The following is a 12,477-nucleotide window of genomic DNA, read 5'->3' on the forward strand; positions in this document are numbered from 1 at the left end:
CATCGGCGGCCTGCCGGCCGCCAAGGGGCTCAGCTTGCGGAACGAAAGACAAAAAAAACGGCCCCGCCGAGGCGGAGCCGTTTGCTTTTCATGCGTCGTGCAGACCCTTCAACACTGTCTGGGGCAGAGCCCCCCCTGAGTCGGGGGGGGCGCGCCGAAGGCGCGGGGGTTTGGTAGACCGATCCGCATGGGGCCCACGGTTTGCAGCGCAAACCGTGGGGCGTCAGCGCGAAAAGCGCTTACGCACCATGCGCGGCCAACTGACCAAGGCGCTGGACGGCGACCGACACGGTCGGGTAGTCCAGCGTCTTCTGCTCGGCCAGTTCGGCCAGCATCGACAGCGTGAAGCGCAGGCTGCTGTCGTCACGACCGATCCATGCCGCCACCTTGGCTTCGGCACTGCTGCCCTTCATCGACAAGACCTGCGCAGCCAGGTTGCGCTGGTGCGCGGCCAGCTCGTCACGCAGCACGCCACGGGCCACCGCGTGCCAGCGGCCATTGACCTCCAGCGCGTCGATCTGCTCGAACAGCCACGGCAGCTGCAGCGCGTCGCCCAGGCGGAAGTGGACCTTGGACACGTCCACCGGCTTGAGCTTGCGGGTACGCGCCAGTTCGATGATGTCGAACGCCGGCTCCAGGAACTGCAGTTCGGACAGCTGCTGCGACAACGCAGGCGGCAGGCCCTTGTCCTTCCACTCCTGCACGCTGGCCTCGTAGGCCGGGCGCTGCAGGTCCGAGAGTACGCCCGAGGCGACACGGATGTCGTTGAACGCGGCCTGGTAGCGGTTGACCGCTTCGGTGATGCCCGGCATCGCGCCGGGGCGCGACAGCAGCCAGCGCACGAACGAACGCTGCAGCTTCCAGATCACTTCCAGCGCATCGATCTGCACCGATTCGGGCAGGGTGCCGTCGAGCGCATCGATCTGCGCCCACAACGCACGCGCGTCCAGCGTTTCACGGCTGATCGTGTAGGCCTTGGCGACCTCGGCCACGCTGCGGCCGGTGTCTTCCTGCATGCGCATCAGGAAGGTGGCGCCCATCCGGTTGATGGTCTGGTTGGTCACGGCCGTGGCGATGATTTCGCGCTTCAGGCGGTGACGCTCCATCGCGTCGGCGTACTTCTTCTGCAGCGGCGTCGGGAAGTAACGCTGCAGCTCCTTGGACAGGTACGGATCTTCCGGGATGTCCGATTCCAGCAGCTGCTGGAAGGCCACCAGCTTGGAATAGGACAACAGCACCGACAGTTCCGGACGGGTCAGGCCCTGGCCACGCGCCTTGCGGGCCGACAGCTCCGCATCGGAGGGCAGGTACTCGATCTGGCGATCCAGCAGGCCCTGCTGCTCCAGCGTGCGGATGAAGTGCTGCTTGGAGCCCAGGCGTTTGACCGCCATCCGCTCCATCAGGCTCAGCGCCTGGTTCTGGCGGTAGTTGTCGTTGAGCACCAGCACGGCCACTTCATCGGTCATCGATGCCAGCAGCTTGTTGCGCTGTTCAACGGTCAGCTTCTTGGCCCGCACCACGTCGTCGAGCAGGATCTTGATGTTGACTTCGTGGTCGGAGGTGTCCACGCCGGCCGAGTTGTCGATGAAGTCGGTGTTGAGCAGCACGCCGGCCTGGGCCGCTTCGATGCGGCCCAGCTGGGTCATGCCCAGGTTGCCGCCCTCGCCCACCACCTTGCAGCGCAGCTCGCCACCGTTGACGCGCAGCGCGTTGTTGGCGCGGTCGCCCACATCGCTGTGCTGCTCGCTGGCGGCCTTGACGTAGGTGCCGATGCCACCATTCCACAGCAGGTCCACCGGGGACTTGAGGATCGCGCTCATCAGGTCGTTCGGCGACATCGCCTTGACCGACTCGTCCAGGCCCAGCACCTCGCGCACCTGCGGGGTCAGCTCGATCGACTTCAGGGTGCGCGGGAAGATCCCGCCGCCCTTGCTGATCAGCTTGGCATCGTAATCGGCCCAGCTCGAACGCGGCACGGTGAACAGGCGCTCACGCTCGACGAACGTGCTGGCGGCATCCGGGTTCGGGTCCAGGAAGATATGCCGGTGGTCGAACGCGGCGACCAGGCGGATGTGGCGCGACAGCAGCATGCCGTTGCCGAACACGTCGCCGGACATGTCGCCGACCCCCACCGTGGTGAAGTCCTGGCTCTGGCTGTCGCGGCCCAGTGCACGGAAGTGGCGCTTGACCGACTCCCACGCACCGCGCGCGGTGATGCCCATGCCCTTGTGGTCGTAACCGACCGAACCACCGGAGGCGAACGCGTCGCCCATCCAGAAGCCGTGCGCGATGGCCAGGCCGTTGGCGATGTCGGAGAAGGTCGCGGTGCCCTTGTCGGCGGCCACCACCAGGTACGGGTCATCCATGTCGTGGCGAACCACGTCCACCGGATGCACGATCTTGTTGTTGACGATGTTGTCGGTGATGTCCAGCAGGCCCTGGATGAACAGCGTGTAGCAGGCCACGCCGTTGGCGAACACCGCATCACGGTCGCCGTTCACCGGCGGGGTCTTGGCGAAGAAGCCGCCCTTCGCACCGACCGGCACGATGACCGTGTTCTTGACCATCTGCGCCTTGACCAGGCCCAGCACTTCGGTACGGAAGTCTTCGCGACGGTCCGACCAGCGCAGGCCGCCGCGGGCCACCGCGCCAAAGCGCAGGTGGGTACCTTCCACGCGCGGGCCGTACACGAAGATTTCGCGGTACGGGCGCGGCTTGGGCAGGTCCGGCACCAGTGCCGAATCGAACTTGAAGCTGATGACGTGGCCCGGACGGCCCTGCGCATCGGTCTGGTAGTAGCTGGTGCGCAGGGTCGCATCGATCACGCCCATGAAGCTGCGCAGGATACGGTCCTCATCCAGGCTGGACACGCGGTCCATCAGCTTCAGCAGCGCATCGCGCGCGGCGTCCATCTGTGCCTTGCGGTCGCCCTTGCGGGCATCGACCACGGTCTTGAGCACCTTCAGGGTGGCCTCGTCACCGCCGGCCAGGACATTCAGGTGCGCACGCAGCTCGGCCTGGCCGTCGGCGATGGCATCCTTGCTTTCATGCCCGGTGGCCGGGTCGAAGCGGGCTTCGAACAGCTCCACCAGCAGGCGCGCCAGCAGCGGGTAACGGGTGAAGGTGCCTTCCACGTAGGCCTGCGAGAACGGCACGCCGGTCTGCAGCAGGTACTTGCAGTAACCGCGCAGCATGGCGACCTGGCGCCAGTGCAGGCCGGCGGCCAGCACCAGGCGGTTGAAGCCGTCGTTCTCGGCATCGCCGTGCCAGACACGAGCAAAGGTTTCGCCGAAGGCTTCGTCCACGCTCGGCGCGTCGATCGCACCGGCCACCGATTCCACTTCAAAGTCCTGCACGTACACCGGCGCGTTGTCCACCGTGAGGCGATACGGACGCTCGGCGATCACGCGCAGGCCCATGTTCTCCATCATCGGCAGCGCGTCCGACAGCGGGATGTCGTCCAGCTGGCGGTACAGCTTCAGGCGCAGGCCATCGCCACCTTCGCGCTGCACGGCCTGCAGGCTCAGGCGCAGGTCGTCCGGACCGGTCAGCGCGTCGAGCTGGCTGACGTCGTTGGCGGCGATCTCGGTGCTGGAGTCTTCGATGTAACCGGCCGGCAATGCCTTGCCGATGCGTGCGGCAATGCGCAGGCCTTCGCTTTCACCGTGGCGTGCCACCAGCGCTTCGCGCAGGTCGTCCTGCCAGTTGCGCAGCACCTGGGCCAGCTTCTGCTCCAGTTCGCGGGTGTCCACTTCCAGGGTCTGGCCAGCCTTGGGGCGCACGATCAGGTGCACCTGGGCCAGCGGCGATTCGCCAAGCACCACCGAGCTGTCCACGTACTCGCCCTGCAGGGCGTCCTTGAGCATGGCTTCGATGCGCAGGCGCACATCGGTGTTGAAGCGTTCACGCGGCAGGTAGACCAGCGCGGAGATGAAGCGGCTGTACTTGTCGCGGCGCAGGAACAGGCGGCTGCGCACGCGCTCCTGCAGGCCCAGCACGCCCATGGCGGTGCGGAACAGCTCATCCTCGCTGGACTGGAACAGTTCTTCGCGCGGCAGGGTTTCCAGGATGTGGCGCAACGCCTTGCCGCTGTGGCTGGACGGGGCCAGGCCGGACTGCGTCATCACGTATTCGTGGCGTTGGCGCACCAGCGGGATTTCCCACGGGCGGCGGTTGTAGGCGCTGGAGGTGAACAAGCCCAGGAAGCGCTGCTCGCCGATGATCTTGCCCTTGGCGTCGAATTCCAGCACGCCGATGTAATCCATGTAACCGGAGCGATGCACGCGCGAACGGGCATTGGTCTTGGTCAGGATCAGCGCGTCCTTCAACCCGGTGGTGGCGTTGAGACCCTGTGCGGCGAGGGTCTTGACCGGACGCGCGGCGGACTTGTCCTTGCCGCGCATCAGGCCCAGGCCGGTTTCGTTGAGCGGCGCCAGCACCTCTTCCTTGCCCTGCTTCTCCACGCGGTATTCGCGGTAGCCGAAGAAGGTGAAGTGGTTGTCGGCAGCCCAGCGCAGGAATTCCTGCGCTTCGCTGCGCGATGCGGCGTCGACCGGCAGCTGGCGGGTACCGAGGTCGTCAGCCAGGCTCCTGGCCTTGCCGCGCATCGCTTCCCAATCGCCGACGATGGCACGCACTTCGTCCAGCGCCTTGATGATCGCCTTCTCGACGTCGGCCATGGCGTCGGCCGGCTGGCGGTCGATCTCCAGCAGCATCACCGATTCGGTGTTGCCCTCGCCCACGCCGGTCAGCTTGCCGGCCTTGTCGCGTGCGAAGCGCAGCACCGGGTGGCCCAGTACGTGCACGCCCACGCCATGCTCGGCCAGCGACATGGTCACCGTGTCGACCAGGAACGGCATGTCGTCATTGACGATCTGCAGCACCGTGTGCAGCGATTCCCAACCGTTGCCCTTGAGGGTCGGGTTGAACACGCGCACATTGGCCTTGCCCGGCTTGCGGACACGCGCGAACTCCAGCGTGTCTGCGGCCAGTGCGGCCCATTCCTCGGCGGTGTGGTGCGGGAACTCGTCCGCCTCCATGCGCTTGTAGAAATCGGCGGCGAACGCCACTGCCTCGGCCTGCCCGGCCGCCGGGTAGCGCTTGCGCAAGGCCGTGTACACCGGCTCCAGCGAGAAGCCCACTGGCGAAACAGTCTGCGTATCGGCGGGGGGGGATGTCTTTTTCACGGTCTTGGCTGCTGGTTTCTGCGATTTCATGACGGAGCGGTGCGTGTTGCTCAGTTGGGAAAATGAAATTGTAGGCCTACCGCACAAAAATACCTTGCTGCAGGACGGAATAAGTCGATTCGGGTTGGGTGGCGTTTACGTCGAGCATGACAATCCGTCCAGGTACGGGCGCGCATGTCGGGATTCTGCGCAATCGAGCATCGACCACTTCCATGGCAAGCTGAGGTCAGCCCTCAGCTGCGGCGCAAACACAAGGCTTTTCCAATTCTGAACTGGACGGTATAGTCCACCGCGTGAATCCCCCACACCCCGCCGCCAGCACCCTGGATGCGCGCGACCAGCGCGTGTTCGATGCCGTGCGCGACCTGTTCGCCAGCCAAGGCATGCAATTGAGCATGGACGCGGTGGCACAGCAGGCCGGCTGTTCCAAGCAGACCCTCTACAGCCGCTACGGCAGCAAGCAGGAACTGCTGCGCCGGGTGATGCAGCGGCACGTGTGCCGCGCCACCGCCGGATTGCGCGCCAAGGACGGTGAGGACCTGCGCAGCAACCTGCTGCAGTTCGCCACCGACTACCTGGAACACTCCACCCAGCCGCACGTGGTCCAGGCCCACCGCCTGATCGCCGCCGACGCCGGTCAGTTCCCGCAGGAGGCCCGTACGCTGTACCGCGATGGCGCGGGGGCGGTCGCTCTTCACCTTGCTGAATGGCTACAGACGCGCATCGCGCGCGGCCAGCTCAGGCATGACGACCCGCACTTCATGGCCGAACTGCTATTGAGCATGATCGCTGGCCTGGATGTAGAGAAACAGCGCTTCCACTCCCCCCATCGTGCTGACGCGCCCCGGCGCCAGCAGTGGGCCGAATTCTCCGTTGACAGCTTCCTGCGCGCGTTCGTGACGCTGGAAACCGCCGCGGCTCCGCATTCAAACCAACACCGGAGTTTCTCCTGATGATCGCCCCACTCCGCACCCTTGCCCTGACGTGCGCAGTCGCTGTTGCACTGACCGCCTGCAAGAAGCCCGAGCAGCAGACCCCGCCACCGCCGGAGGTGGGCGTGATCGAGGCCAAGCCGCAGACCCTGCCACTGCAGCGTGAGCTGGTCGGCCGGCTGTCGCCGTACCGCAGCGCCGATGTGCGCGCCCGCGTCCCCGGGGTGCTGCTCAAGCGGGTCTACCAGGAAGGTGCCGACGTCAAGCAGGGCCAGGTCCTGTTCCTGATCGACCCGGCGCCACTGCGCGCCTCGTTGAATGCCTCGCAGGCCGAACTGGCCTCGGCCCAAGCCACCTCCGCCAACGCCAAGGCCGCGGCCAACCGCGCCCGTTCGCTGGCCCCGCAGAAGTACGTGTCCAAGTCCGACCTGGATGCCGCTGAAGCGACCGAGCGTACTGCCGCGGCGGCCGTGCAGCAGGCCCAGGCAGCCCTGACCAGCGCCCGGATCAACCTCGGCTATGCCGAAGTGACCGCGCCGATCAGCGGCCGTGCCGGCAAGCAGCAGGTGACCGAAGGCGCACTGGTCGGCCAGGGCGATGTGACCCTGCTGACCACCGTGGACCAGCTGGACCCGTTGTACGTGAACTTCTCGATGAGCGTGGACGAACTGACCCTGATGCGCGCGGCGCAGGCCAAGGGTCAGCTCGCCCTGAGTGGCGATGGCAAGTCCACGGTGCAGGTCAAGCTGGCCGACGGTACGGTCTACGACCAGCCGGGCACGCTGGACTTCTCCTCGACCACGGTCGACCCGGCCACCGGCGCGGTGTCGCTGCGCGCGGTACTGCCGAACCCGCAGCAGATCCTGCTGCCGGGTGCCTTCGTCAGCTTCCAGGCGACCCTGGGTGAGCGCAACAACGCCTTCCTGGTGCCGTTGCAGGCGCTGCAGCGCGATACCACCGGCGGCTATGTGCTGGTGGTCGGCAAGGACGGCAAGGTCGCCCGCAAGAACGTCACCAGCGCAGGCCAGCAGGGCAGCAACTGGCTGGTGACCGCTGGCCTGGATACCGGCGACCAGGTGATCGTGGCCGGCGTGCAGAAGGTCAAGGAGGGCGACCCGGCCAAGGCCGCTCCGTGGAACCCGGCCGCCGCCAATGGCAATGGCCCGGCGCCCGTCGCTGGTGCGCCGGCCGCCGCCGGTGCCAAGCCCGCCGCTGCTCCAACCGATGCCGCTGCCGACAAGGCAGACGCCGCACCGGCCGCCGAACCGACCAAGCCGTAACGGGAAGCCTCCGTCATGCCTAAATTTTTCATTGAACACCCGGTATTCGCCTGGGTGGTCGCGATCCTGATCTCGCTTTCGGGCGTGATCTCGATCCTGGGTCTGGGCGTGGAGTCCTACCCGAGCATCGCGCCTCCCCAGGTGACGGTGAGCGCCACCTACCCCGGCGCCAGCGCCGACACCACCGAAAAATCGGTCACCCAGGTGATCGAGCAGCAGCTGACCGGTATCGATCACCTGCTGTATTTCAGTTCGTCCTCGGCCTCCAATGGCCGTGCCTCGATCACCTTGACCTTCGAGACCGGTACCGATCCGGACATCGCCCAGGTGCAGGTGCAGAACAAGGTGTCGCTGGCCACCCCGCGCCTGCCCACCGAGGTGACCCAGCAGGGCGTGGTGGTGGCCAAGGCCAACGCCGGCTTCCTGATGGTGGTGGCGCTGCAGTCCGATACGCCGACCATTGATCGCGATGCGTTGAACGACATCGTCGGCTCGCGCGTGCTCGACCAGATTTCGCGCATCCCCGGCGTGGGCAGCACCCAGCAGTTCGGTTCCGAGTACGCCATGAACATCTGGCTCAACCCGGAAAAGATGCAGGGTTATGGCCTGTCGGCCAGCCAGGTACTGGCCGCGATCAAGGACCAGAACGTGCAGTTCGCGGCCGGTTCGCTGGGTTCGGATCCGTCCCCGGCCGGTCACTACTTCACCGCCACGGTCTCGGCCGAAGGCCGTTTCAGCTCGCCCGACGAGTTCGAGAACATCATCCTGCGCGCCAATCCCGACGGCTCGCGGGTGATGCTCAAGGACATCGCGCGGATCGCCTTCGGCGCCAACAACTACGGCTTTGATACCCAGTACAACGGCAAGCCGACCGGCGCCTTTGCGATCCAGCTGCTACCGGGCGCCAACGCCCTGAACGTGGCCGGTGCGGTCACCGCCAAGATGGACGAACTGTCGCCGAGCTTCCCGGCCGGCGTGAGCTGGTTCTCGCCGTACGACAGCACCACCTTCGTCAAGATCTCGATCGAGGAAGTGGTCAAGACCCTGATCGAAGCGGTCGCGCTGGTGTTCCTGGTGATGCTGATCTTCCTGCAGAACTTCCGCGCCACCCTGATTCCCACCCTGGTCATCCCGGTCGCCCTGCTCGGCACCTTCCTGGGCATGAGCATCATCGGCTTCACCATCAACCAGCTGACCCTGTTTGCGATGGTGCTGGCGATCGGCATCGTGGTCGATGACGCGATCGTGGTGATCGAGAACGTCGAACGCATCATGACCGAGGAGAAGCTGCCGCCCAAGGCTGCTACCCAGAAGGCGATGACGCAGATCACCGGCGCGGTGGTGGCCATCACCGTGGTGCTGGCGGCGGTGTTCATTCCGTCGGCCCTGCAGGGCGGTGCGGCCGGCGAGATCTACAAGCAGTTCGCGCTGACCATCGCCATCGCGATGGCGTTCTCGGCATTCCTGGCGCTGGGCTTCACCCCGGCCCTGTGCGCGACCTTCCTCAAGCCGACCCACAGCGACAAGCCGAACATCGTCTACCGCACCTTCAACAAGTACTACGACAAGATCAGTGGCACCTACGTGGGCCACATCACCTCGGCGGTGCGCCACGCACCACGCTGGATGATCCTGTTCGTGGTGCTCACCGTGCTGTGCGGGTTCCTGTTCACGCGCATGCCCGGCAGCTTCCTGCCCGAAGAGGACCAGGGCTATGCGCTGGCGATCGTGCAGCTGCCGCCCGGCTCGACCAAGTCGCAGACCAACGAGGCCTTCGCGCAGATGCGCGGCATCCTGAAGGACAAGGAAGGCTTTGAAGGCATGCTGCAGGTGGCCGGCTTCAGCTTCGTCGGTTCCGGTGAAAACGTCGGCATGGGCTTCATCCGCCTCAAGCCGTGGGATGAGCGCAAGGTCACCGTGCCCGAGTTCATCCAGAACATGAACGGCGCGTTCTTCGGCATCAAGGAAGCGCAGATCTTCGTGGTCAACCTGCCCACCGTGCAGGGCCTGGGCCAGTTCGGCGGCTTCGACATGTGGCTGCAGGACCGTGGCGGCGCCGGCTATGAACAGCTGACGCAGGCGCGCAACATCCTGTTGGGCAAGGCAGCGGAGGAGACCGAACTGCTCACCGGCGTGCGCCCGAACGGCCTGGAAAACGCGCCGCAGCTGCAGTTGCACGTGGACCGCGTGCAGGCGCAGACCATGGGCCTGTCGGTGTCGGACGTGTACAGCACGATCCAGCTGATGCTGGCCCCGGTGTACGTCAACGACTTCTTCTACGAAGGCCGCATCAAGCGGGTGACCATGCAGGCCGATGGCCCGTACCGGACCGGCGCGGAGTCGTTGAACAGCTTCTACACGCCCAGCGCGCTGCAGAAGAATGCCGATGGCACCCAGGCGATGATCCCGCTGAGCACCGTGGTCAAATCCGAATGGATGTCCGCACCGCCGTCGCTGAGCCGCTACAACGGCTATTCGGCGATCAACATCGTCGGTTCGCAGGCACCGGGGCGCAGCTCGGGTGAGGCGATGCAGGCGATGGAGCGGATCGTCAGCGATGACCTGCCGGCCGGCTTCGGCTACGACTGGTCGGGCATGTCCTACCAGGAAATTCTGGCGGGTAATGCGGCCACGCTGCTGCTGGTACTGTCCATCGTGGTGGTGTTCCTGTGCCTGGCCGCGTTGTATGAAAGCTGGTCGATCCCGGTCGCGGTGCTGCTGGTGGTACCGCTGGGCGTGCTCGGCGCACTGGCGTTCTCGCTGGCGCGCGGCCTGCCCAACGATCTGTACTTCAAGATCGGCCTGATCACCGTGATCGGCCTGGCTGCCAAGAACGCCATCCTGATCGTGGAGTTCGCGGTGGAGCAGCGTGCGGCGGGCAAGACCCTGCGCGAAGCCACCATCGAGGCCTCGCGCCTGCGCTTCCGCCCGATCCTGATGACGTCCTTCGCCTTCATCCTGGGCGTGGTGCCGATGGCCATTTCCACCGGTGCCGGTGCCAATGCCCGTCACGCAATCGGTACCGGCGTGATCGGCGGCATGGTGTTCGCCACGTTCCTGGGCCTGTTGATGATCCCGGTGTTCTTCATCGTGGTCCGCCGCATGCTGGGCGACAAGCTGGACGAACCGTCCAAGGAGTTCGTCGAGCGCCAGAGCGAAGCCAACGCGACGCACCGCCCGGATCGTTGATCCGGCGGTGAGGCTACCCCGCCGGTAGGTGACCACCGTTGGTGGTCACACTGAAACGAGGAAGCCCCGGCGCGAGCCGGGGCTTTTTTGTGGGCGGTGCATCGCCGGGGGTACAGCCTTTCATCGGCGGGCGAATGTTCGGATGCATGCGTCGATCCGGTAGTGCCGGCCGCTGGCCGGCTCCTCCAGATACGTGCCATGCACGGACCGCCTGGTTGCCGGCCAGCGGCCGGTACTACGCTGTTCTACATGCACCGCTTGGTTGCCGGCCAGCGGCCGGCACTACGGTGTTCTGCACGGACCGCCTGGTTGCCGGCCAGCGGCCGGCACTGCCGCTCAGCGCAGCAGCGCCACCACCGCGCAGGCGACCACGATCACCAGCGACGGCCACTGCATCGGCACGAAGAAGAAATGATGGCGGGCACGCTCACCCGGCGCACGTGGGCCGCGATTGAGCACCAGACCCAGCAGCACATTGATCGCCGCACCACTCCCGAATCCGATCAGCAGCTGTGTCAACGAGGTATTGCCCTTGGCAACGGCAGGATCGGGCCACAGCCACATCAGCAGCAGCAACGTGGCGATGGGGGTGAGCAGGGTCAGGAAACCTGCGCCTCGGTAAATCAGCATGGGATGTCCGGCAAAAAAACGAGGGCACATTCTGCCTCAATCGGCGTGCCGACCAACGGTCGGCACCTACCCCTGACGTCCACGCCTCACCATGTCGTGATCGACACATCGTTATCCATCTGTAGACGGCGGCACGGTCTTCGGTGACCAGTAGGGATACAAAAGACCCTCACGCGATCCACGCCGGATGACCGGCCCGTCGCGCTCAACGGGGGAGAAACGCCATGAAGCACCGTGTTTTCGCTACCACGTCACTGTCGCTGCTGCTGGGAGCCGGACTGTTCCTGTCCGGCGACGCGCACGCCGGTGGACTTGTCGTCTGCGACAACTGCGTCAATCCACGCCAGATTGCCGCGAGCTCAGGCACCGGAACCACGCTCGTGGTCGATCTGGCCCAAGTAAAGCTCCATGGCTTCGAGGTCGAGTACGACCGTGAGCTAAAGCGCTACAGGGCCATCACTACGGCAGTTCCGTCGCCGGTATCCAGTGCCTTCCAGCGCATCATGGGGCTTGCCCATCTGGATGCGTCTGCCAGTGCTGCAGGTGCGGGGGGCAATGGAGCAGTCGTTCCCATCCATCCTGACGATCCCGGCCTGGCCAATGGAATTGCGTTCCCGGAGGAGTTCAAGGACTACCGCGCCTACGACATCATCGAGTCCGCCACAGCGCGCGCAAGGCTTGGCAGCAGCATCGGCGCAGCGTTCTCCGGCGCAACAACCAACAGCACTGCCTGGAATTCGATCTCCACTACCCTGTCATCGGTTGGCTTGAGTTTCGTCAGCCGCCTTTTCGGCGTCGATTCGGTGACCTACAGGATCACGTGGCGCGATGGATCGCAAACCGAGCTCATCATTGAGCCGGATTCGGTCCATCAGGCGCGCTACCTGAAAGGAAAGAGCCGGGACGCGCAAGGAAATCCGCTACCTGACGCTGCGGCAATCGGGCCCGATGCCGGCGACATTTTTGCAGGGGACCACTACTTTCCGGATCGCCGCTCCATGCGCGAGTGGATGCAAGCCGCGAAACTATACGGCATGCGGATAGACGAGTCCGGGATTGAGACCCTGCGGCTGCGCTGCACCTGGAACGGCGAAACGTTGGCGTGTACCAACGGGTAGGGTGAGCGTCATGGCAACGTTGAGCCACTTTTGATTCTTGGGTCTCGCCCGCTGACATCAATCCGGGCGGCGGCTGTCAGAGAATGGGCGCACTGCGCGCACAATCGATCATTCCACGGATGCAGCCCACCAACGAGGCGGC

Annotated in this window: 6 protein-coding genes; 4 read left to right on the plus strand and 2 right to left on the minus strand. The window is 65.4% G+C overall.

What is annotated here, in order from left to right; all coding sequences use genetic code 11:
- Positions 1-239: 239 nt before the first annotated feature.
- Positions 240-5,216 carry an NAD-glutamate dehydrogenase gene (locus AC3IR9_RS12995; protein WP_489291141.1) on the minus strand — a complete coding sequence of 1,659 codons (4,977 nt, stop codon included), beginning with the start codon at positions 5,214-5,216 and terminating at the stop codon, positions 240-242.
- 263 nt (positions 5,217-5,479) lie between these two features.
- On the opposite strand from AC3IR9_RS12995, the gene AC3IR9_RS13000 reads away from it, so the two are divergent.
- From AC3IR9_RS13000 to AC3IR9_RS13010, 3 genes are read left to right on the plus strand one after another with little or no spacing between them, the layout of a single operon-like run.
- The gene (locus AC3IR9_RS13000; protein ID WP_489291142.1) at positions 5,480-6,139 is read left to right on the plus strand and encodes a TetR/AcrR family transcriptional regulator; all 660 of its coding nucleotides are present in this window, start codon (positions 5,480-5,482) and stop codon (positions 6,137-6,139) included.
- On the plus strand, positions 6,139-7,398 hold the full coding sequence (locus AC3IR9_RS13005; protein WP_489291143.1) for an efflux RND transporter periplasmic adaptor subunit: 1,260 nt from the start codon (positions 6,139-6,141) through the stop codon (positions 7,396-7,398). The genes AC3IR9_RS13000 and AC3IR9_RS13005 overlap by 1 nt, the downstream gene beginning before the upstream one ends.
- A 15-nt stretch (positions 7,399-7,413) precedes the next feature.
- Entirely contained in the window at positions 7,414-10,587 is a 3,174-nt protein-coding gene (locus AC3IR9_RS13010) for a multidrug efflux RND transporter permease subunit (protein ID WP_489291144.1), read from the plus strand.
- Between the two features lie 336 nt (positions 10,588-10,923).
- Here the strand turns inward: AC3IR9_RS13010 and AC3IR9_RS13015 are convergent, their stop codons facing one another.
- Positions 10,924-11,217, minus strand: a complete 294-nt coding sequence (locus AC3IR9_RS13015; protein ID WP_448133996.1) for a hypothetical protein — start codon at positions 11,215-11,217, stop codon at positions 10,924-10,926.
- Positions 11,218-11,441: 224 nt separating this feature from the next.
- Between AC3IR9_RS13015 and AC3IR9_RS13020 the strand changes: the two genes are divergently transcribed.
- Positions 11,442-12,335: a hypothetical protein gene (locus AC3IR9_RS13020; protein ID WP_489291145.1), complete on the plus strand. Its 894-nt coding sequence runs from the start codon at positions 11,442-11,444 to the stop codon at positions 12,333-12,335.
- Positions 12,336-12,477 lie beyond the last annotated feature (142 nt).

Source organism: Stenotrophomonas sp. GL_101, assembly GCF_057835675.1.